The following is a 25,237-nucleotide window of genomic DNA, read 5'->3' on the forward strand; positions in this document are numbered from 1 at the left end:
AGTTTAAATGGCGGTGAAATATAATGGGTATTTGTCTTAAGGGCGATGATGATAGTGTTGTTGATTGGGGCTAGACATGATAACTGATGCACGCATATGGCCTTCCACACAAATATAAGAGTGTGGCGCATTACCATGAAAGGCGTAAAAATCGCCGGTTTCTAATAATACGGTTTCATCGTTAGCAAAACGCATCATCAGTTTGCCAGAATAGACCATAATATGCTCTTGGGTGCCGTCGGCATGGGCTGGGCTATTAATAATTGCCCCGTGCTTCATCTCAATATGCCAAATTTCAGTAATATTGCCGATGCCAATACGGAATTTAAATTCTTGTGCATAGTCGCCAACGATAGGCTTATGTCGCTCTAAGCGAGGATATTCTTCGCGGGTAAAACTAAATAAATCACCTAATGGAAATCCAAGGGCTATCGCGATAGCTTCTAAGGTATCGATGCGAGGATTAGAATCGCCAGACTCTAATTTGGACAATGCCGCTTTAGATATGCCTGATTTTCTTGATAACTCATTAAGTGACAAGTTTCGAGATTGTCTTAACTGCTTAACCTTATTACCAAGGTATTCGTTTGTCTTTTTCGGTGATTGTGGGTTCATTGCCAATTCAAAATATTGTCAGTTTAAAAGTATAATTTCCTGTAGATGATAACATCAATTCTTCACAGACGGGAAAAGCACAGACTATTTAGACAATATTTTGTGAACAGGGTGCGCGTATCAGGCGATATTTTAAAGCATGTTTATCTATTTCTTATCCCCTATAATAAGGCAATATTTTCCATTCATTCAATATTCACTACGATGAGGTTTCTCCAGCGTGTAGAAACAAAATAATATGTTGCAACAAAATTATCGTCAGTCCGAGCTTTTTGCTATTACTACTATTACAGTCAGTATTGCGGTGATAGGGATTGTTATTGGATTAACTATTCCGATGGTGGCTTTACGGCTAAACTTGGCGGGGATCAGTGAATCTATTATTGGTCTGATTTCAGCCGCACCTGCAATGGGAATGTTAATCATCTCACCCTTTGCACGCTATATTGTGCAATGGCTTGGTAAACGTTTAGCGATGTTATTAGCAACGATTATATCAGCCATTAGTCTATTGCCTTTAATGGGGAGTTTGCCATTAGAATTCCTGTTCCCATTACGACTAATCACCGGGATTGCCAGTGGTGTGATGATCTGTTTGGGGGAGACATGGATCAATGAACTTGTACCGGATAACAAGCGAGGTCGTATTTTAGCGATTTATACGACCGTGTTTACTATCAGCCAGTTGCTAGGCCCTTCAATTATTGCGTTATATGGCGTTGCTGATAAAACACCGATCTTAATCAGCGTATTGCTTCATATTATCTCTATCGTGCTATTTTTAATGATGGATCAGAAAGTGGGCGATAAATTAGCTAAAGACTCAGAAGAGTCGCACTTTTCTATTCTTCGTTTTATTAAAGTGGCGCCTGCGATATGTGGTGGCATTATCTTTTTTGCATTTTTTGATGGCACAGTGTTGTCTATGTTCCCTATTTATGGGCTAAGTGTTGGTCATAGTGAAGCGATTGCCGCCATGATGATCAGTGCTATTTTGGCGGGAGATGCAATAATGCAAATGCCATTTGGTTGGCTTGCTGATCATATGAATAGAACACGGCTATACCGAATTTGTGGAGTCATTACATTATTAGCAAGCTTATTATTACCCATTGCTATGCCACATACTTTAGTTATTTGGCCACTATTATTAGTGCTTGGTGCAACGGCGGGAGCCATTTATACCATTGCATTGGTACAAATTGGGCAATACTTTTCAGGAAATGATCTGATGATAGCAAATGCTTCAGCGGCGATGTTATGGGGCATTGGTAATCTTTCTGGTCCCATTTTAGCCGGTGCTATGTCTGAAATCTCCCCATCTGCGTTACCTTTTTTATTGGTGGTTATGACGGGATTATTTTTAGTTTCGACGATGGATCGCTTTAACTTGCATGTCGACGCACTAAATCGTCATACATCATAATTGCATGCTCTTTTTTACCTTATTGTAGGTAAAAGAGGGCGCTATTTTCATTAAATTAGACAATAATTTCCTGCTGTTTTATCACTCATTCAATTATTTTTTCTTTTATTATCTTTATTTTAATAATCAATGCGATACATACTATTCAAAGGTTTTTATTGGTGATTTATTAAGAATAATCCAGAAATAATAAAATGAAATAAGAAAGATTTGCCAAATGGCACTATTTTCATCTAGTTTTATCACAAGGAGGTGTATGTTTTTCAAGCAGAGTGTGATGAATACTGAGTCAATATTATCGCCAAACAAGGGAAGATGCTGTTAAAACAGTAAGTTCAAAAATGATAAAAACATAAGAAATATTTAATTAATATTTATAGTATCAAACCAAGCATTATTAATATAAACATCAATGATATTAATAAAAACAGTGGATTATAAGTACGCTTCACCTTTTAGGGTGATTGCGTTGCTAAAACAGTTTAACCAGAGGAGAAATATATCACTATTCTCCTCTTTTCTTTTTTCTGCGAACACTAGAATGTCTTTTTATGACATTTTTGCTAAAAAAGTATTTTTTTTCTTGATTCTTACCCTAAAAGCACCAGATAATCGTTTGCGTCAAATTCTCTCACTCTATCCACATTAATAAACAAACGTTTGCTTTTTCACTCCTCTGATGATTTTTTTACCATTGGAGGTGATAATAATTTTAGACGTAATCGTTTTCGTTGGGGAGGGTGAACTGTTTTTTATGTCAGAGGAATGTAATGTCTGCTAATCAATCAGCAACCACAGGTAAACTGGATAATTATTTTAAGCTTACCGCCCGGGGCACTACGGTTCGTAAAGAGATGATCGCCGGTTTAACAACCTTTTTGGCGATGGTCTATTCCGTTATTGTCGTACCCAGTATGCTAGGGCAAGCGGGGTTCCCCCACACGGCGGTATTTATCGCAACCTGTTTAGTGGCAGGATTTGGTTCTCTGTTAATGGGATTGTGGGCAAATCTACCTATGGCGATTGGTTGTGCCATTTCATTAACGGCGTTTACCGCCTTTAGTTTGGTACTTGGTCAACATATCTCTGTACCTGTTGCTTTGGGGGCGGTGTTTTTGATGGGGTGCCTATTTACCCTATTTTCTTTAACAGGGATCAGAACGTGGATCTTAAAAAATATTCCGATTGGTATCGCTCATGGCGCCGGTATTGGTATCGGGCTATTTTTACTTTTGATCGCAGCCAATAGTGTTGGGTTAGTGGTGAAAAATCCATTAGCCGGATTACCTGTTGCGATGGGAGAATTTACTTCTTTTTCAGTATTAATGTCATTGGCCGGTCTTGCTGCTATTTTTGGTCTAGAAAAACGTAAAGTTCCCGGTGGTGTGTTATTAGTCATTATTGCGATTTCGATTATTGGATTGATTTTTGATCCTAACGTGAAATACCAAGGGTTCTTTAAAATGCCACAATTAGGCGAAGAGGGCCTTGCACTATTATTTGCCATGGATATTAAAGGCGCATTACAACCACTTGTTTTACCTAGTGTATTAGCTTTAGTGATGACGGCTATTTTTGATGCGACAGGAACCATTCGCGCAGTGGCGGGACAAGCTAATTTACTTGATAAACGAGGACAAATTATCAATGGTGGTAAAGCGTTAACTTCTGATTCCGTGAGCAGTATATTTGCTGGGGCAATTGGTGCAGCACCTGCAGCAGTATATGTTGAGTCCGCAGCGGGTACTGCAGCAGGTGGTAAAACAGGGCTCACCGCAACTGTGGTCGGTATTCTCTTTTTATTGATCCTCTTTTTATCACCGCTATCTTATTTAGTTCCCCCCTATGCGACAGCCCCTGCATTAATGTATGTGGGTTTATTGATGTTAGGTAATGTCACTAAGTTAGATTTTAGTGATTTTGTCGATGCGATGTCAGGTATGGTGTGCGCGGTATTTATCGTATTAACGTGTAATATTGTTACAGGCATTATGTTGGGTTTTGGCTGTTTAGTGATTGGCCGTATTTTTGCCGGTGAGTGGCGAAAACTTAATATTGGTACAGTTCTAATTGCTATTGCTTTAGTGGCATTTTATGCCGGACACTGGGCAATTTAATTAAAATCATCAGGTTTAAACATAAAAAGCGGAATATATTTTTATTCCGCTTTTTTGCTATTTATTTATCTAGTTTTATTCGCTATTGTCGAGGTTAAGACTCATTGTTAATTTTTTGGTAAAATAAATGCATCAGATAGAAATACGACATGGTGAGCCTGAAGATGCTATAGCAATACAGCAATTGTATACACATCCAGACTTATATATTTGTACTTGTCAGTTCCCTTATCCATCAGTCACTATGTGGAAAAAAAGGCTAATTGAATTTTCTGAACAAAATATTCCACATTTTGTTGCTTCTTTTGACGGTCAAATCGCAGGTCATTTAGCGTTGATCATCGACAATCATCCTCGTCGTCGGCATATCGTCAGCTTTGGTATTGGTGTTGGTGCTGAGTTTTCAGGAAAAGGTATAGGTAAAGCACTCATTAATACGGCAATTGATTATGCTTTTAATTGGTTGGCTGCAACACGTATCGAGCTAGAAGTTTATGCTGATAATGAAAGAGGCCTTCATTTGTATAAAAAATTAGGTTTTGAAGTGGAAGGCATTCGTCGTAATGCAGCCTTCAGAGAAGGTAAATATTGTGATGTTGTGATGATGGCTCAGCTAAAAAATATCGAATAACTCTGTGGGGGCTTGACGCTGTTTTCATTTTTCAATGATAGAGCCTATTTTACTTTTTGATCCTCTTAAGAGTATGACTAGAACAGAAAACAGCAATAACAGCATACTTTTTCTCTTTCTGATGCCGTTAATAGATAACACTATGCATTAATATGTTAGCTTTTTTGTAAGATACGATTAATCTTAATTTTATATCATTCTTCATTAGTCGATGTGGGTTCAGTTTAAAATAGGAAAGGTAAAGATAGGCATGGTAGATAAACTTTTATGATGCGTTTCTTTATCATTCAGCAAGGGTTCTTTTCATATCAGGAAAGATGGCAGATTCTTAGATAAAAATAAGCATGTAAGGGTAGCATGGAAATTTTCTTTACTATTTTAATTTTAATATTGGTAGTTTCTGTTTCAGGTGTCATTACCAAAGTTATTCCTTTTCGCATTCCATTACCATTAATCCAGATTGTGATCGGGGCACTTTTGGCTTGGCCTCAGTTTGGTTTACATGTCACCTTTGATCCTGAACTCTTCTTAGTTTTACTGATCCCTCCTTTACTTTTTGTTGATGGATGGAAAACCCCCACACGTGAATTTATCCAAAATGGTCGAGAGATCTTTATCCTTGTGCTGGTTTTGGTGATGGTGACAGTAGTAGGTATTGGTTACCTTATTTACTGGATAATGCCTAGTATTCCACTTATTTCTGCTTTCGCGCTCGCCGCGGTTCTCTCGCCAACTGATGCGGTGGCATTATCCTCGATTGTCGGTAAGGGGCGAATACCGAAGCGGATCATGGGGGTTTTAGAAGGCGAAGCCTTAATGAATGATGCTTCGGGTCTGGTGGCGCTGAAATTTGCCGTTGCTGTGGCTATGGGCACGATGATATTTACCGTGGGTGGCGCAACCTTTGAGTTTTTTAAAGTGGCAATAGGCGGTTTATTAGCGGGTATTGCGGTAACGTTAGTCTATAGTAAATCTCTGCGATTGATGAGCCGTTGGAGTGGTGATGATCCTGCCACTCAAATTGTCTTTATGTTGCTGTTGCCTTTTGCTTCTTATTTGATTGCTGAACATATTGGCTTTTCCGGGATCCTTGCTGCCGTGGCCGCAGGTATGACTATCAGTAAATCAGGTGTGATCCGCAATGCACCATTGGCGATGCGCTTGCGTGCAGATAGTGTCTGGTCAATGTTAGAGTTTGTCTTTAACGGACTGGTCTTTATTATGCTGGGTTTACAGCTTCCTGTTATTTGGACAAGCTCGGTTATTCAAGCTGATCTCGATCCTGAAGTTGAAGTATGGATGCTGTTTGCCGCCGTCTTTGTTATCTATTTTGCGTTACTGATTTTACGTTTTACATGGTTATGGCTAATGAAGAAAATCAGCCATCTCTTTATGAAAAAACATCCCCTTGATTTCGCCACTTATACGACGAGAGAATTATGGCTGTCTTCTTTTGCCGGGGTACGTGGTGCTATCACCTTAGCCGGTGCGCTCTCTATACCACTATTTTTAACTGATGGCAGTACTTTCCCTGGGCGCTATCAGATAATCTTTATCGCGGCTGGGGTGATCCTATTATCGATTTTGGTCGGTATTATTTCATTACCTTTCTTACTAAAAGGGATTAAAGCTACCGATAAAGAAGCGGATAAAAATGAAGTACGTTATGCTAAGAAAGTCATGGCAGAAGTCGCTATTGTTAGCCTCAATAAGATGGAAGAGCGTTTAGCTGCAAGTACAGAAGAGCAACTTGATGCGGAAGAAATTAATGAAGTAGCTTCTCGAGTTGCCGGTTATTTAAGACGACGTACCGCGGATCAGGACGAGATGATGCACAATATGTTGGTGGAAGATCTGGAAAGACGTTTTCGCCTAACGGCATTGCGTGCAGAGCGTGGTGAGCTTTATCACTTACGTGCAACGCGTAAAATTAGTAACGAAACACTACAACTTTTGCTTCATGAATTAGATTTAATGGAAGCGCTGTTAGTTGAGAAAGACAGTTAATTATGTGGCTACTGGTTATTACAACGTTGTTATGGGCGGCTTCTTTTAGTCTGATTGGTGAATATCTCGCAGGTCAGGTTGATAGTTGGATCTCAGTATTGATTAGAGTGGTGTTAGCTGCCATCGTTTTTTTGCCTTTCCTACGTTGGAAAGGCATTCGCCTTAAAGTGATTTTATTGTATATGGGAGTAGGCGCATGCCAATTGGGTATTATGTACCTGTTTGTGTTCCACGCTTATAACTATTTAACCGTAGCTGAGTTTTTACTCTTTACTGTATTAACACCACTTTATGTCACCTTAATTTATGATCTACTTGAAAGACAACGTTTACGTTGGGGCTATGCCTTTAGCGCACTACTGGCGGTATTAGGGGCGGCCATTATTCGTTATGATCATCTTAGTGATGACTTCTGGCTGGGATTATTATTGGTTCAGTTAGCCAATATTTTCTTCGCCATAGGACAGGTAGGCTATAAACGATTAATGGAAATGCATCCACTTCCTCAACATCACGCATTCTCTTGGTTTTATATCGGGGCGGTGGTGGTTGTGTTAGTCGGCTCGTTATGTTTTGCCGATTGGCAAAAAATGCCAACCACATCGTTACAGTGGGGGGTATTGCTTTGGTTAGGTATTGGCGCTTCTGGAATAGGCTATTTTATGTGGAACTATGGGGCGACACAGGTAGATGCTGGAACCCTTGCGATTATGAATAATATGATGGTTCCAGCGGGATTATTAGTCAACTTCTCTATTTGGCAACAGCATCCTAATTGGCCAAGTTTCATCATAGGCGCGAGCCTGATTGTTGCATCACTTTGGTTCCATCGGCGTTGGATACACCAACCTGTTTTACAAAAGGCAGATGATTAACGGCATGTTGACCTGCTAAGCGTATAAACTCTCGTATTGCCGGTTGATGTTGCTCACCTGTACGGTTAGCTGCATATAACCGGCTCCATAATCCTTCTCCTAAGGTCTTTGTGACCACTAATCCTTGTTTTTCAAAATTCTCTACGGCCCAGTGCGGCAATGCCGCTATACCCATTCCTGCTGCCACCATTTGAATAAGAAGTAAGGTGTTATCTACATGTTTAAAATGTGGTGTGATCCCTGCGGGCTGTAAAAAATGACGCCAAATATCAAAACGCTCTCTTTGGACGGGATAGATAAACAGTGTTTCTGAGATCAAATCTTGTGGTTGAATATGTAAGCGATTAGCCAGCGGGTGATCAGGAGATAACACAAGCTTAACTTCATAATCAAACAACGCGGTATAGTGCAGGCGTTGGTTATCCAAGATATCAGAAGTGAGTACGACATCTAATTCTCGTTGTAATAAAGCCGGTTGTGGATCAAAAGTGACACCTGAATGGAAGTCGACATTCACATCCGGCCATGTTTGGCGATATTGCTGTAATGCGGGTGTTAACCATTGAATACAGCTATGGCATTCAATAGCAATATTTAAATGAGCATTACCCGGCTCATTACACTCTTCTATCGCTCGGCGCACAATGGGTAGGACTTCTTGCGCTAATCTTAATAACACTTCGCCTTGTGGTGTAAATCGTAGTGGTTGGCTTTTACGGACAAAAATACGATAACCAAGACGATGCTCTAATTCACTAAACTGGTGAGAGAGTGCGGATTGTGTTTGATGTAACTGATTTGCCGCATTGGCAAGAGAGCCTGTTTGCTTAAGTGCCAATATCGTTTTTAAGTGTTTTATTTCTATCATGAGAAACCTTCAGGTTGTGAATGAAAAATTTGCGCTTGTGGTTTATACACTACCTGTAGATTATGGATGTGTAAACATCTAGACGGCTAAAAACAGGATTTTTTATTATGACAATTCGCAATCACACATTAGGTTTCCCACGTATTGGCTTAAATAGAGAGCTAAAAAAGGCACAAGAGAGCTATTGGGCTGGTAATATTTCTCAGGCAGAACTTCTGGCAGTTGGTAAAGAATTACGCGCTCGTCATTGGCAACAGCAAGCTAATGCAGGAGTCGAATTATTACCCGTTGGCGATTTTGCTTGGTACGACCAAGTCTTGGGTACTAGTCTCCTATTAGGCAATATACCGCCACGCCATCGTAATGAAGATGGTCGCCTAGATCTTGATACTCTATTTCGAGTGGCGAGAGGCAGAGCACCAACGGGTAAACCTGCGGCCGCCTCAGAAATGACAAAATGGTTTAATACTAACTATCACTATATCGTGCCAGAATTTCAGCAAGGACAATCATTTACACTGGCGTGGCAACAGCTACTTGATGAAGTCGATGAGGCTTTAGCATTAGGTCATAATGTGAAACCGGTACTTTTGGGGCCGATCACCTACTTATGGTTAGGAAAAGTTAAAGGACCTGAGTTTGATAGATTGTCACTGTTAGACGCTATTTTACCTGTTTATCAGCAAGTATTGAGTCAGTTACAGCAAAAAGGTATCGAATGGGTACAAATTGATGAGCCTGCACTGGTACTTGATTTACCCATTGAGTGGCAAAATGCTTATCAAGTTGCTTATCAAGCATTGACTGGACAGGTTAAACTATTATTGACTACCTATTTTGATGGTATTACTCATCATCTTGATATTATTAAAAACTTACCGGTAAATGGACTACATATTGATCTATGTGCAGGACAGGACGCATTGCAAGTTATACACCAAGCATTGCCTAAAGACTGGGTGTTATCGTTAGGGGTCATTAATGGTCGCAACGTCTGGAAAGCGGATCTAACTACCCGTTATCAACAAGTAGTTGCATTAAAAGGTAAGCGTCCATTATGGATTGGCACATCATGCTCTTTGTTGCATAGTCCAATTGATTTAAGTGCGGAGACTAAGCTTGATGATGAAGTGAAAAGCTGGTTTGCCTTTGCGGTGCAAAAATGTGCAGAAGTGGCGTTACTCGCAAAAGCATTAAATGCACCAGAAGGTGAATATGACGAACAACTTGCCCAATACAGTGTCCCCATTCGTCAACGTGAACACTCTAGTCGTGTACATAATGCAAAAGTGGCCGCACGCTTGCAGGCGATTAATGCACAAGACAGTGAGAGAACATCGCCTTATCAACAACGAGCTAAAGTGCAACGCGCTCGGTTTAATCTCCCTCTGTGGCCAACGACAACCATAGGTTCATTCCCACAAACTACCGAGATCCGCACAGTACGTTTAGACTTTAAAAAAGGGCGTATTGATACCACTGCTTATCGCACTAATATTAGCGAGCATATTAAGCAAGCCATAGATGAACAAGAGCGCTTAGGGCTTGATGTGTTGGTTCATGGTGAAGCTGAGCGTAATGACATGGTTGAATATTTTGGCGAGCATTTTGAAGGTTATGTCTTTACTCAAAATGGCTGGGTACAAAGCTACGGCTCCCGCTGCGTAAAACCGCCGGTGATCATTGGTGATATTAGTCGTCCTGCACCGATTACGGTAGATTGGGCGACTTATGCTCAATCATTAACCGATAAGCCTGTTAAGGGTATGTTAACTGGGCCGGTGACTATTTTATGTTGGTCTTTCCCGCGTGAGGATGTCAGCCGTGAAACTATCGCTAAACAAATTGCGTTAGCGTTACGTGATGAGGTGGATGATTTACAAAAAGCCGGTATCGGTATTATTCAGATAGATGAGCCTGCATTACGCGAAGGATTACCGTTACGTCGTGATGAGTGGCAAGCATACCTAGATTGGGCTGTTGATGCCTTTAAGCTCAGTGCAGCTATCGCTGATGATGAGACACAAATTCATACACATATGTGTTATTGCGAGTTTAATGACATTATGGAGGCGATTGCTGCATTGGATGCGGATGTGATCACCATTGAAACATCACGCTCAGATATGGAGTTATTAGAAGCCTTTGAACATTTTGATTATCCAAATGAAATTGGTCCTGGGGTATACGATATTCATTCGCCTAATGTACCGAATGTAGAATGGATTGTAGGATTGTTAAGAAAAGCGCAATCGCGTATCCCTGCGGAACGTTTATGGGTAAATCCAGATTGTGGTTTAAAAACGCGGGGGTGGAGTGAAACCCGTGCAGCATTGGCAAATATGGTTGAAGCGGCTAAATATTTACGCCAGAACGTATAATAATATTTAAATAATACATTTTAGTAGCCTGTTATTTTGATGTTATCAATATAATAGGCTATTTTTTTCTTATTAATCAAAAATGTTTATTAATAGGTAAATAAAAATAAGAGATAATCTTATTATTGATATTTTTTAATATTGCTATACTGCACAAAACTTAATTTTATGGATATAGATATTGTGCAAAATGGTATTCACCTGTCAGAAAAAATATTAAATGCATTTCCTACTCGAGCTTTAACATTATCTCCATTAAAAGGGGATGGCGGTTTATTCCGTACCTTATTTTTAGTGATTGCAATGTTAGGGATGACAGTATTTAGTGCTTATCAAATTCCTAATATTGTTTATGATTATCAAATTAGTAAAAACCCCGTATTTATTGATGCCGATGTTGATGGCTCTTGCCGTTCAAAACTATTTGTTTTAACCAATTGTAGTGTTGACTTACGCTATAAAGGTAATGAGGTTTCACGAAATTTTACTTTTCTTGATTTTGGCAATAAAGATATATTGGTTGAGCCAGTAGCAGATGAAAACGATCTGACTAAAATGACCGTCGATGTGGCAATTGATAATATTTGGTTACGCTTAATTAGTGCATTAGTTTTTACTGCATTATTTGCTTTTTGCGTGATCTTTTTCATTTATCGTCAAATGATCAGCAATAAAGTCAAAAAAGCATTGCTTTCAGTAGGCACCAAACCTTTAAAATTAACGGCTATCCCTGCTAAGGTCGTTGTGAGTAATAAACAATTTATTGCTACCTATAAAACCAATGTTGCCGGAAAAGAGACTTCAATTACTTATTCAGGTAATAAGAAAACGCCACCTATTACATTAGAAATGGAAGGCAAAACTTATGTTTTGGCGGTGTACGAGCCACAACAAAATATTCCTTATGTATTAGATGTTCCCTTAGCTCGAATTCAAGCAACAGAAGAAGAAAAACAACGTTTTCATGAGGCATTAATAGAGGAAGGTATTCTCTAATTACGCTTTAATGCAGTGATGAGAGCGATTGATTATAGAAAACAAGATGGCTATTGCGCTTGATTGGTTAAGAAACAATAGCGCCATAGCCATCATTTAATTTATTAGCCACCAAAGATTTTTGCTTTAAGCATATCCATACCGGCGCTCATTAAATCTAACTCTTTGGGGATAACACCTTCTGGCGTGAGTTTATCAACCAATTTTGGCAAATATTGTGCAGCCATATCAGAGGCTTCAGCGGTATTCATATTGATCTTTGCCGCCAATTCATTAATCACTGGAGATGAAAAAACTTGTACGATTTGCTCGGCATTAATAGGTAAATTACTGCCTGTGCCAATCCAAGATTGGATCAGCTCACTTAATCCTGCGCTATTAAACTGTTTAACCAAGCCTTCAATTCCCCCTTGGGTTTCTACCCATTCGAGTACTGTTTTGAATTGATTAATTTTCTCACCGCCCAACAGGCTTGCGATTTGGTTAAATAAGCTCATGCTTGCTCCAATAACTATCAACGCATTATTACGTTATATTGAGATGTTAATTTTAAAGGCGAGTAGTGTACGTGAAGTTAGTATCTTCATCTATACTCAAGTGATATTTATCCGACTAAGCAAGAATAGAATGCAGGATTTTATTACGCCAAAGCGATATTGATAATGCCGCCACTATTCGACACTGTTATTTGTGATAGCTATCACGTTTTTATGAAATTGTTACTTTTTTTATTACCTGACAGGTGACGTCAATCACTAAAAAGGTCTAAAAAACTGATAAAGTAACACTTAATTTAATGAACATTGGTTTTGTCCCATTGAGGAGTCCGATATGTCTGATGTATTTCACTTAGGTTTAACCAAAAATGACCTACAGGGTGCCACTTTAGCAATTGTTCCAGGTGATCCTAAGCGTGTTGAAAAAATTGCCAAATTAATGGATAACCCAGTTCATCTGGCCTCTTTACGTGAGTACACCTCATGGCGTGGTGAAATTGATGGAAAAGCAGTGATCGTTTGTTCTACAGGGATCGGTGGTCCATCAACCTCAATTGCAGTGGAAGAATTAGCACAATTAGGTATTCGTACTTTCTTACGTATTGGTACAACGGGCGCTATTCAAGAGCACATCAATGTTGGTGACATCTTAGTAACCACAGCAGCGGTTCGTTTAGATGGGGCAAGTTTGCACTTTGCACCAATGGAATTCCCTGCAGTGTCTGACTTTGAATGTATGAATGCACTGTATAAAGCGGCTAAAGACAATGGTTCAACGGTTCACGTTGGTGTTACAGCCTCTTCTGATACCTTCTACCCAGGCCAAGAGCGTTACGACACCTATACTGGTCGAGTCGTTCGTCGTTTTAAAGGCTCTATGAAAGAGTGGCAAGAAATGGGTGTGATGAACTATGAAATGGAATCCGCTACATTATTAACCATGTGTGCAAGCCAAGGCTTACGTGCAGGTATGGTTGCAGGTGTTATTGTTAACCGTACTCAACAAGAGATCCCCGATGCTGAATTACTGAAGAAAACTGAAAATAATGCATTAGGTATCGTGATTGAAGCTGCTCGCACTTTAATGAAATAAGTTTTCTAAATGAAATACTAAAGCCTTTAATACATTGGTGTATTAAAGGCTTTTTTTGTGCGGTAATTCATCATGTTAATATGTCAACCGTTATAGATTTCTGTTAAGGTCTTGATGGTCTTAACAATACAACAATGAGAAGAGGCATTATGACTGATATCTTACAAACACATCCTTCGGTGTTGCCTTTAACAGGTGGGATTAACTTTCGTGATCTAGGGGGAAAAAAGCTCAGTAATGGCGGTATTATCAAACCCGGCTTACTCTTTCGCTCCGGTTCACTGGATAGATTAACGGATACCGATCAAGCGCTTCTTATTGATAAAAATCTTTTTCAAATCTTAGACTATCGTGACACAGGTGAAATTGTTGATAAGCCGGATCGAGTATGGGAAGGGGCACAATATTACCATGCTCCAGCCAATCCATTATCGAAAGAAGTGTCAGCTAACCTTGAAAAACTCACCCCAGAAATACTGGAACAGTTTGATGCTAAAGCATTTATGTTTCAGCTATATAAATTACTACCTATTAATAATCCGGCTTATAAACAGTTGGCAACGTTGTTGAAGCAACCAGAAAAAGGCGGTGTCATACAACATTGTGCAGTAGGTAAAGATAGAACGGGGGTGGGCTCTGCTTTAGTTCTATTTGCCTTAGGGGCCTCATTAGATGTGGTGATGGAAGATTACTTACTCACCAATGAAACATTAGCGCCTTTCCGCGCTTATCTTTTAGAAGAGCATGCTAAAACACTGAGTGAAAATGTGGTGAATAAATTTGCGTATGTTTATTCAGTACAAGAAGAGTTCCTGCAAACAGCCCTTGCCAGTATTAATCAACACTATGGCAATATCGATACTTGGCTTGAAAAAGATATTGGCTTGGATGCGCAAAGTAGAGAAAGCTTACAAAACTATTTTCTCGAATAGTGAAGTGATTTATATTCGGTTAAAGATGTTGTGCTTTTTTACTGAAATTAACCGAATTTAAGGTCTCTATTGTGACAGTACAAGACATTATTCATACCATCACTCTGTTTGTAAAAGAGCACGAAATATGGGCTGTGCCTATCGTGTTCTTACTCGCATTTGGTGAGTCACTTGCCTTTATCTCGTTATTAATACCTGCCACTGTTATCCTATTAGGCCTAGGAGCATTAATAGGTGAAAGTGGTCTACTCTTTTGGCCAATTTGGCTTGCCGCCGCCCTAGGCGCTTTTTTTGGTGATTGGATCTCCTATTGGGTGGGTTATCACTATAAAGAAGGGGTAAGAAACTTATGGCCGATTTCTCGCTCACCGCAGACCTTGGTAAGAGGGCATCAATTTTTTAATCGCTGGGGTGTTTGGGGGGTATTTATTGGGCGATTTTTTGGGCCTTTTCGGGCAATAGTGCCTTTAGTTGCGGGGATTTGTGCTATGCCACAACGCTATTTTCAGCTGGCGAATTTGGCTTCTGCGATGATCTGGGCATTTGGTATTCTGGCTCCAGGGGCGTTTGGCCTGCAATGGCTGGCGAAATGGATAGGATAATTGCGTCCTTTATCGCAAATCAGCGTATGATGTAAATTGTTGCTAGACAATGTTACTGATGCGTTTTAACGTAGCCCGCTAGAAAATAAAAAGGTTACTTGAGTGGATATTCAGTTGTTATACGGGATCATCGGTTTATTAGGCGGTGTTTTGGTGGGGGGGATCGCCGTTTGGTGGCTTATCCAACAACGCTTAGCCGAAAAAGAAAACCTATTACGTGAAAATTATACTCAGCTTGCGGTTGCACAACAAAAAGCATTGGTGATCCCTTCTTTACAACAACAGATAGCGCACTTAGAGCAAGAGTTACGTGCACAACGTGAAATAATTACTTCTCAAGAGGCCGAATTAAGGGAAGTGACCACGCGTTGGGAAGAGAGCCGAATATCCGCTGAAGAGAAACAGCGTTTACTGCTTAATAGTGAACAACGACTAGCCACTCAGTTTGAAAATCTGGCTAACCGCATTTTTGAGCAAAGTGGACGTAAAGCGCAAGAGCTTAATCGTCAAGGTTTAACCCATCTCCTTTCTCCATTTCGAGAGCAACTAGAGAGTTTTCGTCGGCAGGTACAAGAAGGTTTTGGACAAGAAGCGCGAGAAAGGCATACACTGGTACATGAAATTCGCCAACTGCAACAACTCAATGTCAAAATGGCGCAAGAAGCCGTTAATCTGACTAATGCCTTAAAAGGGGATAATAAAATCCAAGGCAACTGGGGAGAAACGGTATTAGCGCGGATCTTAGAGTCATCTGGTTTACGCGAAGGGCACGAGTTTGAAACTCAAGTCAGTATTCGCCATGAAAATGGCAGTCGTTATCAACCCGATGTGATTGTGCATTTACCGCATCGTCGAGATGTGATTATTGATGCTAAAATGTCGCTGATTGCTTATGAAAGATACTTTAATAGCAGTGATGAAAATGAACAAAAACAAGCGCTGCATGCTCATGTGAACTCTATCAGAGCGCACATTAAAGGCTTAAGTCTCAAAGATTATCATAAGCTACCGGGAGTGACTTCGTTAGACTACGTTTTAATGTTTATACCGATAGAGCCTGCTTACCTCGTTGCTATTGGTCATTCTCCAGATTTATTAGAAGAAGCATTGAAAAATAATATAATGTTGGTTGGGCCATCTACTTTACTTGTTGCTTTGCGTACAATAGCCGCATTGTGGCGTTATGAATACCAAAGCCAAAATGCGCAAGAAATTGCTGATAGAGCGGCTAAAATGTATGACAAATTAAGACTTTTCGTTGATGATATGCAAGGGCTAGGTAATAGCATTCAAAAAGCGCAATCGGGCTATCTATTAGCGATGAAAAAACTCTCTGAAGGTCGTGGAAACCTTATCAGCCAAGCAGAAGGCTTTAAATCCTTAGGGGTTGAGATAAAAAAGACCATTGATAATGATCTGGTTGAAAAATCAGCTTCTGATTGATTTACATAAATAAAAATAGCGGTTTCCGGGCAAGAAATGTACTGAATTTACTAAATTTTGATTAATTAGCGGGCAAATAATATGACTCAACAATCTAAGGAAACAACAGATTTTGGTTTCCAAACCGTTGACAAAGATGAAAAACAAACCATGGTGGCCAAGGTTTTTCACTCTGTTGCATCTAAATACGATTTAATGAATGACTTAATGTCTTTTGGCATCCATCGTGTCTGGAAACGCTATACCATTGAGGCAAGTGGTGTAAGACGTAATCAACGTGTACTTGACTTGGCAGGTGGAACCGGTGATTTAACGGCAAAATTCTCTCGTTTAGTGGGAGAGAATGGTGAAGTGGTTTTAGCTGATATCAATGACTCCATGTTAAAAATGGGACGTGAGAAACTGCGTGATCACGGTATTGTTGGTAATGTCAGTTATGTACAAGCAAATGCAGAAGAGTTGCCATTCCCTGATGATTACTTTGACTGTATCACTATCTCGTTCGGTTTACGTAATGTGACTGATAAAGCCAAAGCGTTACGTTCTATGTTCCGTGTGCTAAAACCCGGTGGACGTCTATTAGTCCTTGAATTCTCTAAACCCGTTCTTGATCCGCTAAGTAAGATTTATGATGCTTACTCTTTCCATATATTACCAAGAATTGGTCAAGTGATTGTGAATGATGCAGATAGCTATCGCTATTTAACAGAATCTATTCGCATGCACCCAGACCAAGAAACATTAAAAGGAATGATGGAAGAAGCTGGGTTTGATCAGGTTTCCTATACCAATATGACTGGAGGTATAGTTGCATTACACAAAGGGTTTAAATTCTAAGATGGAAAAAGCCACTTTTTCTCATGATATTGCTTCTCAAGTGCTCTATCCACTGATAACTGCATCGATGGAAACGGCACTTAATCATGTTTTATATCAGGAAAATGTGCTTAAACCTGCCCGCAATCGCCTTGCGGGCAAAGTCTTGGCGCTTTCTATTAATGAGTTTCCTCAATCTATCTATTTAATTTTCAGCGAACAGCAAGTTGATGTGTTAACTCAATGGAATGATGAGACTGATTGCACGATAAAAACTAAATTATTAACCTTAATTAAACTCACTGACCGACAAAAGTTGTCTGAATTAATTAATCGTGGTGATATTACCATTGAAGGCGATATGCAGGTGGTACAAAACTGGTCTGCCTTGCTGGATATGGCACCCTGGGAGCCTGCGCAATATTTAGCGCCTTATATTGGTGATTTGGCTGCTGAAGGATTATCGCTTGCAGCAAGTAAAGGGCTCAAATTATTCACTACACTATTTGGCCGACAAAAAGCTTATTTAAGAGACGCTTTGATTGAAGAGTGGAAAACCGCCCCCTCAACATTAGAGACTGTCCATTTTTATGATGAAATAGAACAACTGGCACAGCAAACAGCCGAGTTAGAAAAACGGTTAAGCACCTTGGAGAAAAAATAATGCTCCTCAGTGAGTTAAAGCGCCTTTATCATATTATTAAAGTCTTCTTATCTTATGGGCTTGATGAGTTAATTCCTAAACATCGAATTACCTTGCCTGCAAGATTGGGGTGCCGAGCACTATTTTGGATCAAAAATCAGCATGCCGATAAACCATTAGGTGAGCGCTTACGACTTGCATTACAAACATTAGGGCCTGTTTGGATAAAACTGGGTCAAATGTTATCGACTCGACGTGATCTTTTTCCTCCTCATATCGCTGATCAGTTAGCGTTACTGCAAGATAAAGTAGCCCCTTTTGATGGTAAAAAAGCGCGACAATATATTGAAAAATCATTTGGTGGCCCTATCGATAAATGGTTTGATGATTTTGACGAAACACCTCTTGCTTCTGCGTCTATTGCACAAGTTCATACCGCTACATTGAAAGAAAATGGTAAAGAAGTGGTATTAAAGGTGATCCGTCCTGATATTCAGCCTGTTATTAAAGCGGATATTCGTTTGATGTATCGGTTAGCGAATTTATTGCCATTTTTACCCGATGGGCGTCGGTTACGGCCTAAAGAAGTGATCCGCGAATATGAAAAAACATTACTTGATGAGCTAAACCTATTACGTGAAGCGGCAAATGCCATTCAATTGCGTCGTAACTTTGAAAATAGCTCTATGCTTTATATTCCGGAAGTGTATTCGGATTATTGCCATGAAAATGTAATGGTGATGGAGCGTATTTATGGTATTCCTGTTTCAGATATTGATGCGTTAAATGCCCAAAATACCAATATGAAGCTATTGGCAGAGCGTGGGGTTAAAGTCTTTTTTACTCAAGTATTTAGAGACAGTTTTTTCCATGCAGATATGCATCCAGGTAATGTATTTATCAGTTATGATCATCCGGAAAATCCATACTATATTGGCATTGACTGTGGTATTGTCGGCTCACTGAATAAAGAAGATAAACGTTATTTAGCGGAAAACTTCTTAGCATTCTTTAATCGTGACTATCGTCGTGTGGCTGAGTTACACGTTGATTCTGGTTGGGTACCTGCTGATACCAATGTAGAAGATTTTGAATTTGCTATTCGCACAGTGTGTGAGCCAATCTTTGAAAAACCCTTGTCAGAAATTTCTTTTGGGCATGTGCTACTGAATCTTTTTAATACGGCTCGTCGTTTTAATATGGAAGTACAACCGCAATTGGTTTTACTGCAAAAAACTTTGTTGTATGTTGAAGGCTTAGGTCGTCAGCTTTATCCACAGCTTGACCTTTGGAAAACGGCAAAACCTTTCTTAGAAGATTGGCTACATAGTCAAATTGGTATTACTGCGTTGGTAAATGGTATCAAAAGTAAGGCGCCTTACTGGATTGAAAAGATGCCTGAATTGCCTGAATTGGTTTATGATAGCCTGAAACAACACAAAAATATGAAGTTAACGCTAGAAAAATTGACGGAACAAATAAGTTCACAGAGAGTCAAACAAAGACAGTCCTATTTTTTATTGGGTATGGGAACAACGCTATTTTTATGCGGTAGCCTGTTTTTTGTTTCTGGTTTTAAAACATTATTTAGTGTTTTTATCAGTTTAGGCCTTCTCGCATGGATTTGGGGCTGGTTTAAATCAGGTAATGCACAATAAAAACACATCAAAGTTTGTCTTTGAACAATTTATAATATGAATTCGAGATTCCCGAAAATTGAATTCGATGTATATAATGGGCACTGTTGTAAAGTATAACTCCTAAAATAGTTGAGGAACATAAAATGGGCGGTATTAGCATTTGGCAATTACTCATCATCGCTGTCATCGTAGTCTTATTATTTGGTACTAATAAACTGCGCACTTTAGGCTCAGATTTGGGTGCTTCAGTCAAAGGCTTTAAAAAAGCGATGGGTGACGAAAACCAAAAAGAGACCAACAACGCAGAAAAAACCACGAACGACGCAGATTTTGATACTAAAAATTTAGCGCAGAAGACTTCGACAGAAGAGAAGTCAACCACTGAGAGCAAAAATAAAGAGCAGGTGTAAACCGTGTTTGACATTGGTTTTAGTCAGCTGCTATTGGTCATGGTGATAGGTCTTGTTTTTCTGGGGCCAGAACGATTGCCCGTAGCAGTAAAAACAATTGCTGGCTGGGTAAGGGCATTACGCTCTTTGGCGGCGAATGTGCAAAATGAGCTAACTCAAGAACTAAAACTTCAAGAGCTTCAAGAGAGCCTGAAGAAAGTGGAAGAGAAAGCGAATTTGCAAACATTATCCCCTGAGCTAAAAGCGTCGATGGATGAGTTAAAAGAGGCTGCACAGTCTTTAAAAGAAACTTATCAAGCACCTACAACGCCAGGATCTACAGAGACAGAGCAGTCTGTAAAAACCGACTCTACGGAACCTACGCCTTCTGATTTAGCGGCACTGGCTGAAGCGAATGAAGCGAATGACGATGTTCAACACAGTTCCAAAACGGTAACTGAAAATACAGAACATGTTATTAAGCCAGATGTTCCTGTTACCAAAACAGTAACAGTAGAGAAGAAAACAACTGATCAGGCAAATGGTGAGCACTAAAACATGGCAGTAAATGATACCCAACCGCTGATCAGCCATTTAATAGAACTGCGTAAGCGTCTAATGTACAGCTTAGTTTCAGTTCTAGTGGTTTTTCTGGCTTTGGTTTATTTTTCTAACGATATCTATCAATTAATCTCGGCACCTTTACTTGATAAGTTGCCGCAGGGGTCAAATATGAGTGCGACTGATGTTGCCTCAACTTTTTTGACGCCGATTAAATTGACTATTATGGTATCCGTTTTTGCTTCTGTTCCTGTGATCCTTTATCAGGTATGGGCTTTTATCGCACCAGCACTGTATAAACATGAACGTCGCTTAATGTTACCGTTACTGGTTTCAAGTACCGTATTATTTTATCTCGGTATGGCGTTTGCGTATTTTGTTGTGTTTCCACTTGCATTTGGTTTCTTTGTGAATACTACCCCAGAAGGGGTTAACTTTATTCCAGATATCAGTAAGTATTTAAGTTTCGTAATGACGCTGTTTATGGCGTTTGGGGCCGCATTTGAAGTTCCTATTGCGATCATCTTGCTGTGCTGGAGTGGTGTCACAACACCTGATGCATTAAAGAAAAAACGTCCTTATATCTTAGTGGGTGCTTTTGTTATTGGCATGGTATTAACGCCACCTGATGTTTTTTCTCAAACATTATTAGCAATACCGATGTATTTATTGTTTGAGATTGGTGTCTTGGTGTCCCGTTTTTATGTCAATAATGGCAGAAGAAAAACACCAGAAGAAGAAGCTGAAGAGGCTGAGGCGCAAGCAACAGAACAGCAGAAATAATTTTAGGAAGTGAGTTTTCTAAAAACATAATTTATTAACCCAGCTAAGGCTGGGTTAACTTTTTAGAAAGGCTCTTTTTTAAACTCTTTATTATCAACGGATTTTTTCACTTCATTATTTAATATTTTTAATAGCAAAATAGAGCGAGTTTCGCCGTCTGGCTCTTGGTATATCGCTTTGATCCCCTGAAAAACACCTTCCGTAATTAATACATAATCACCACTATGCGGCACATTTTCTTCACTGTAGATAACTGAAGACGGTGACGGCGATTGTAAGGTATCTATAACCTCTTGTGGCACTGTGACAGGATAGCGTCCAAAGCGCACAAAGGCATTAACACCACGGGTAGAATTTATCGTAGTGGTATGAATGACCTCTGGATCAAATTGAATAAATAGATAATTCGGGAACAAAGGCTCGGTGACCAAAGTTCTTTTATTTCTTATTAACTTTTCTATTGTCACCATCGGCGTAAAGCAGATCACCTGCTGACGTTCTAAGTGTTCGATCGCCCGAGCGATTTGTCCGCGTTTACAATACAGAAGGTGCCAGTTTTTCATAATAGAGACAAAGGGTTAGTTGATCTTAATTAGGAGGATAATAGCAAATTTATGATAAAGGTAACAGTCATCTGTCGGTAAATGTAACAAGTGAAATGCAATTTTATACTAGAAAATGATCACTGAAACCGTGTTCAGACGCAATAAATGCAGTGGTTTTGAGAAGTTTCAATCTTATCTCAGATAGAGGTAACAAGTTGACAAAAAAATGATGGCAAAAACAAGAAAAAACTCCCAAGATAATTATCTTAGATCCTGATCCATAATTATAAAGAGGTTTTCAAATGGAAGTTTTTTTATTGAGTAATGGGAAGATTGCCGGGGACCCACAATGGTTAAGTTACGCCAAAGATAATATCGACAGCATGATTAAAAAGCGTGGTATTCGTTCTGCCGTGCTTATTGCATATGCGGTTATTCGTTCTGATCACGACCAACGTGCTCGTGAATTATCAGAAGTATTAGGTATTGAAGTGACTTGTATTGAACATTTTGATTCAGAAGTGGAAGCCATTAACAATGCTGAGTGTATTTTAGTTAGTGGGGGGAATACGTGGTTATTAAACCAAATGCTGCATGAGAAAGGATTAGTGGTTCCTATCCAGCGTGCAGTTCGTGAACGTAATATCCCTTATATCGGTTGGAGTGCGGGTTGTAATGTTGCCACTCCGACTATCCGTACTACAAATGATATGCCTGTGCGCTGTTCTGTTGTTATGCCTTCACTGGGATTATTCCCTGTACAAATTAACCCGCACTATATTGATGCCACCATTAGTGGACATATGGGCGAAACTCGAGATGAGCGTATTGCGGAGTTTTGTGCGATGAACCCAGACGAGATAGTGGTTGCCATTCGTGAAGGTAGTTACTTATATATTCAGGGTGAAGAGTTACGTTATTACAGCGCTAAAAATGAAGGCTTTAAAATTTTCCAACATGGAAAAACTTTTCCAGAACAGTTTGATACAAAAATGTTGGCAAAATGGGTTCCATTTCGCTGTTTATAATAATAATTTGCAATCTCATATAAAAGGCATTGCTTTTTAGTGAGTTATGCGTTTAGCTTATAGTGTTTCAAAGAGGGCTTTGCCCTCTTTTCTCTCACTCACTGGCTCGTAAGATTATGATGAAATACCGCGATTTAAGAGATTTCCTTTCATTACTCGAAGAAAAAGGTGAATTAAAACGCATCACCTTTGAAATAGATCCCTACCTTGAAATGACCGAAATAGCGGACAGAACATTACGTGCTGGTGGGCCTGCACTGTTATTTGAAAATCCTAAAGGGTTTGATATGCCAGTGCTATGTAATTTATTTGGTACACCTGAGCGTGTTGCTATGGGGATGGGGCAAGATGATGTTAAAGCCTTACATGAAGTGGGTAAGCTATTAGCATTTTTAAAAGAGCCTGATCCTCCGAAAGGATTTCGTGATCTTTTTGATAAGTTACCTAAATTTAAGCAAGTTTTAAATATGCCAACTAAGCGCCTGAGCAAAGCCCCTTGTCAGGAGGTTGTGTTAACTGGCGATGATGTTGATTTAACTAAGATCCCCGTGATGCATTGTTGGCCTGAAGATGCAGCCCCTTTGATTACATGGGGACTTACAGTAACGCGAGGGCCTTTTAAAGAGCGCCAGAATTTAGGTATTTATCGCCAACAAGTGCTTGGCAAAAATAAGGTGATTATGCGTTGGTTATCTCATCGCGGTGGCGCGTTAGATTTCCAAGAATGGTGTCAAAAACACCCAGGAGAACGTTTTCCCGTTTCTGTTGCATTAGGGGCTGATCCTGCGACAATTTTAGGTGCCGTAACGCCAGTACCAGATACATTATCTGAATATGCCTTTGCTGGATTATTGCGAGGTAATAAAACAGAAGTCGTTAAATGCCTTTCCAATGACTTGGAAGTCCCGGCAAGTGCCGAAATTATTCTCGAAGGGTATATCGAACCCGGTGAGCTTGCACCAGAAGGGCCATATGGTGATCATACTGGTTATTATAATGAGATTGACTCTTTTCCAGTATTTACCATAACACATCTAACACGTCGTAAAGATGCTATCTATCACTCTACTTATACAGGGCGTCCACCGGATGAGCCGGCAGTATTAGGCGTTGCGCTTAATGAAGTATTAGTACCGATATTACAAAAACAATTTCCTGAGATTGTCGATTTTTATTTACCTCCTGAAGGTTGCTCTTATCGTTTAGCGGTTGTGACCATGAAAAAGCAGTATGCTGGTCACGCTAAACGCGTAATGATGGGAGTTTGGTCTTATTTGCGACAATTTATGTATACTAAATTTGTGATTGTTTGCGATGATGATGTGAATGCAAGAGATTGGAAAGATGTGATTTGGGCTATCACAACTAGAATGGATCCCGCAAGAGATACCATTATGATGGAAAATACGCCAATTGATTATCTTGATTTTGCTTCACCTGTTTCAGGTTTAGGCTCCAAAATGGGGTTAGATGCGACCAATAAATGGCCCGGTGAAACAGAGAGAGAGTGGGGGCGACCTATCGTAATGACGGATGAAATAAAACAGCGGGTCGATACTATTTGGGAACAGCTCGATATTGTTAAATAATAATAGAGGAACAACATGGCGATACTGAACTGTAAAGTCTCACTCGTTGAGCCGATAACAGATACGGTGTATCGGGTAAGATTATTACCTGATGGCCCATTTGATTTTCAGGCTGGACAATACCTTTTAGCGGTTATGGATGAGCGAGATAAGCGCCCATTCTCTATTGCCTCTATTCCCGAAAATAAAGACTTTATTGAGCTTCATATTGGCGCGTCAGATCTGAATCTTTACGCAATGGCTGTGCTCGATCTTATTTTAGAAACTCAACAATTAAAGATTGATATTCCCCATGGTAATGCGTGGTTTAGACAACAGAGCCAACGTCCTTTGTTGCTTATCGCAGGAGGAACAGGATTTTCTTATACTCACTCTATCTTGCTAGCGGCATTACAAGAAAATCCTCAACGTGCGATAACGCTTTATTGGGGAGGACGAGAGCAGGTACATCTTTATGATCTTAATGAGTTGCAAGATTTAACGGAAAAGTATCCCTCATTATCAGTCGTACCTGTTGTTGAACAACCTGATGACGCTTGGCGTGGTAGAAAAGGGACTGTATTAACGGCAATTAGTGAAGATTTTGGCGATTTATCATCCTATGATATTTATATCGCAGGACGTTTTGAAATGGCTAAAATAGCGCGAGATCGTTTTTGTAATGAGCGTAATGCTGATAGAGAACGCTTATTTAGTGATGCTTTTGAGTTTATTTAATAAGCAATAACGATAAAAAAACCATAAAAAAACCATAAAAAAA

The 25,237-nt window shown here is 39.7% G+C and carries 24 protein-coding genes; 20 read left to right on the plus strand and 4 right to left on the minus strand.

What is annotated here, in order from left to right:
• Positions 1–36 precede the first annotated feature (36 nt).
• The gene (locus AACV00_RS01970; RefSeq protein WP_004246138.1) at positions 37–615 is read right to left on the minus strand and encodes a helix-turn-helix domain-containing protein; all 579 of its coding nucleotides are present in this window, start codon (positions 613–615) and stop codon (positions 37–39) included.
• A 238-nt stretch (positions 616–853) separates the two neighbouring features.
• Here AACV00_RS01970 and AACV00_RS01975 point away from each other — a divergent pair, with 238 nt between their 5' ends.
• The 5 genes from AACV00_RS01975 (at position 854) to AACV00_RS01995 (ending at position 7,671) form a co-directional block, all read left to right on the plus strand.
• On the plus strand, positions 854–2,041 hold the full coding sequence (locus AACV00_RS01975) for an MFS transporter (RefSeq protein WP_036919674.1): 1,188 nt from the start codon (positions 854–856) through the stop codon (positions 2,039–2,041).
• A gap of 770 nt (positions 2,042–2,811) precedes the next feature.
• Complete coding sequence (locus AACV00_RS01980) at positions 2,812–4,158, plus strand: NCS2 family permease (RefSeq protein ID WP_004246136.1); 1,347 nt, start codon at positions 2,812–2,814, stop codon at positions 4,156–4,158.
• 127 nt (positions 4,159–4,285) lie between these two features.
• Complete coding sequence (locus AACV00_RS01985; RefSeq protein WP_004246135.1) at positions 4,286–4,789, plus strand: GNAT family N-acetyltransferase; 504 nt, start codon at positions 4,286–4,288, stop codon at positions 4,787–4,789.
• Positions 4,790–5,146: 357 nt separating this feature from the next.
• On the plus strand, positions 5,147–6,796 hold the full coding sequence (locus AACV00_RS01990) for a Na+/H+ antiporter (protein WP_004246134.1): 1,650 nt from the start codon (positions 5,147–5,149) through the stop codon (positions 6,794–6,796).
• 2 nt (positions 6,797–6,798) lie between these two features.
• Complete coding sequence (locus AACV00_RS01995) at positions 6,799–7,671, plus strand: carboxylate/amino acid/amine transporter (protein WP_004246133.1); 873 nt, start codon at positions 6,799–6,801, stop codon at positions 7,669–7,671.
• On the opposite strand, the gene metR is transcribed toward AACV00_RS01995, so the two are convergent.
• On the minus strand, positions 7,586–8,539 hold the full coding sequence (metR, locus tag AACV00_RS02000; RefSeq protein ID WP_004246132.1) for an HTH-type transcriptional regulator MetR: 954 nt from the start codon (positions 8,537–8,539) through the stop codon (positions 7,586–7,588). The genes AACV00_RS01995 and metR overlap by 86 nt on opposite strands.
• Before the next feature lie 107 nt (positions 8,540–8,646).
• Between metR and metE the strand changes: the two genes are divergently transcribed.
• Positions 8,647–10,920, plus strand: coding sequence for a 5-methyltetrahydropteroyltriglutamate--homocysteine S-methyltransferase (metE, locus tag AACV00_RS02005; RefSeq protein WP_161680104.1), 2,274 nt, complete (start codon positions 8,647–8,649; stop codon positions 10,918–10,920).
• 168 nt (positions 10,921–11,088) lie between these two features.
• A complete protein-coding gene (locus AACV00_RS02010; protein ID WP_004246130.1) occupies positions 11,089–11,916 on the plus strand; it encodes a hypothetical protein in 828 nt (275 codons plus the stop codon).
• A 104-nt stretch (positions 11,917–12,020) separates the two neighbouring features.
• Here the strand turns inward: AACV00_RS02010 and AACV00_RS02015 are convergent, their stop codons facing one another.
• Complete coding sequence (locus tag AACV00_RS02015; RefSeq protein WP_036894111.1) at positions 12,021–12,413, minus strand: YidB family protein; 393 nt, start codon at positions 12,411–12,413, stop codon at positions 12,021–12,023.
• A 334-nt stretch (positions 12,414–12,747) separates the two neighbouring features.
• Here AACV00_RS02015 and udp point away from each other — a divergent pair, with 334 nt between their 5' ends.
• The 10 genes from udp to tatC all read left to right on the plus strand — a co-directional run bounded on the left by udp (position 12,748) and on the right by tatC (position 21,315).
• Entirely contained in the window at positions 12,748–13,506 is a 759-nt protein-coding gene (gene udp, locus AACV00_RS02020) for a uridine phosphorylase (RefSeq protein WP_004246127.1), read from the plus strand.
• A 149-nt stretch (positions 13,507–13,655) separates the two neighbouring features.
• Entirely contained in the window at positions 13,656–14,438 is a 783-nt protein-coding gene (locus tag AACV00_RS02025; protein ID WP_004249528.1) for a tyrosine-protein phosphatase, read from the plus strand.
• Between the two features lie 71 nt (positions 14,439–14,509).
• A complete protein-coding gene (locus AACV00_RS02030; protein ID WP_004246124.1) occupies positions 14,510–15,040 on the plus strand; it encodes a DedA family protein in 531 nt (176 codons plus the stop codon).
• 102 nt (positions 15,041–15,142) lie between these two features.
• Positions 15,143–16,483: a DNA recombination protein RmuC gene (rmuC, locus tag AACV00_RS02035; RefSeq protein WP_004246122.1), complete on the plus strand. Its 1,341-nt coding sequence runs from the start codon at positions 15,143–15,145 to the stop codon at positions 16,481–16,483.
• 81 nt (positions 16,484–16,564) lie between these two features.
• Positions 16,565–17,320, plus strand: coding sequence for a bifunctional demethylmenaquinone methyltransferase/2-methoxy-6-polyprenyl-1,4-benzoquinol methylase UbiE (gene ubiE / locus AACV00_RS02040; RefSeq protein ID WP_004246121.1), 756 nt, complete (start codon positions 16,565–16,567; stop codon positions 17,318–17,320).
• 1 nt (position 17,321) lies between these two features.
• Positions 17,322–17,963 (plus strand): ubiquinone biosynthesis accessory factor UbiJ, encoded by a 642-nt coding sequence (locus AACV00_RS02045; protein ID WP_004246120.1) that lies wholly within the window; start codon positions 17,322–17,324, stop codon positions 17,961–17,963.
• Entirely contained in the window at positions 17,963–19,600 is a 1,638-nt protein-coding gene (gene ubiB / locus AACV00_RS02050) for a ubiquinone biosynthesis regulatory protein kinase UbiB (RefSeq protein WP_004246119.1), read from the plus strand. The genes AACV00_RS02045 and ubiB overlap by 1 nt, the downstream gene beginning before the upstream one ends.
• 125 nt (positions 19,601–19,725) lie before the next feature.
• The gene (gene tatA, locus AACV00_RS02055) at positions 19,726–19,992 is read left to right on the plus strand and encodes a Sec-independent protein translocase subunit TatA (protein WP_004246118.1); all 267 of its coding nucleotides are present in this window, start codon (positions 19,726–19,728) and stop codon (positions 19,990–19,992) included.
• 3 nt (positions 19,993–19,995) lie between these two features.
• Entirely contained in the window at positions 19,996–20,526 is a 531-nt protein-coding gene (gene tatB / locus AACV00_RS02060; protein ID WP_004249526.1) for a Sec-independent protein translocase protein TatB, read from the plus strand.
• 3 nt (positions 20,527–20,529) lie between these two features.
• On the plus strand, positions 20,530–21,315 hold the full coding sequence (gene tatC, locus AACV00_RS02065) for a Sec-independent protein translocase subunit TatC (protein WP_004246116.1): 786 nt from the start codon (positions 20,530–20,532) through the stop codon (positions 21,313–21,315).
• Positions 21,316–21,377: 62 nt separating this feature from the next.
• Here the strand turns inward: tatC and rfaH are convergent, their stop codons facing one another.
• Complete coding sequence (gene rfaH, locus AACV00_RS02070; RefSeq protein ID WP_004249522.1) at positions 21,378–21,878, minus strand: transcription/translation regulatory transformer protein RfaH; 501 nt, start codon at positions 21,876–21,878, stop codon at positions 21,378–21,380.
• 284 nt (positions 21,879–22,162) lie between these two features.
• Here rfaH and pepE point away from each other — a divergent pair, with 284 nt between their 5' ends.
• The 3 genes from pepE (at position 22,163) to fre (ending at position 25,194) form a co-directional block, all read left to right on the plus strand.
• Entirely contained in the window at positions 22,163–22,888 is a 726-nt protein-coding gene (pepE, locus tag AACV00_RS02075; protein ID WP_004246111.1) for a dipeptidase PepE, read from the plus strand.
• A 119-nt stretch (positions 22,889–23,007) separates the two neighbouring features.
• Positions 23,008–24,477 carry a 4-hydroxy-3-polyprenylbenzoate decarboxylase gene (gene ubiD / locus AACV00_RS02080; RefSeq protein ID WP_012368791.1) on the plus strand — a complete coding sequence of 490 codons (1,470 nt, stop codon included), beginning with the start codon at positions 23,008–23,010 and terminating at the stop codon, positions 24,475–24,477.
• Positions 24,478–24,492: 15 nt separating this feature from the next.
• Positions 24,493–25,194: an NAD(P)H-flavin reductase gene (fre, locus tag AACV00_RS02085; RefSeq protein WP_004246107.1), complete on the plus strand. Its 702-nt coding sequence runs from the start codon at positions 24,493–24,495 to the stop codon at positions 25,192–25,194.
• The last annotated feature ends 43 nt before the right edge of the window (positions 25,195–25,237 follow it).

This window comes from Proteus sp. G3927 (assembly GCF_963894685.1).
Taxonomy (GTDB): Bacteria; Pseudomonadota; Gammaproteobacteria; order Enterobacterales; family Enterobacteriaceae; genus Proteus; species Proteus mirabilis.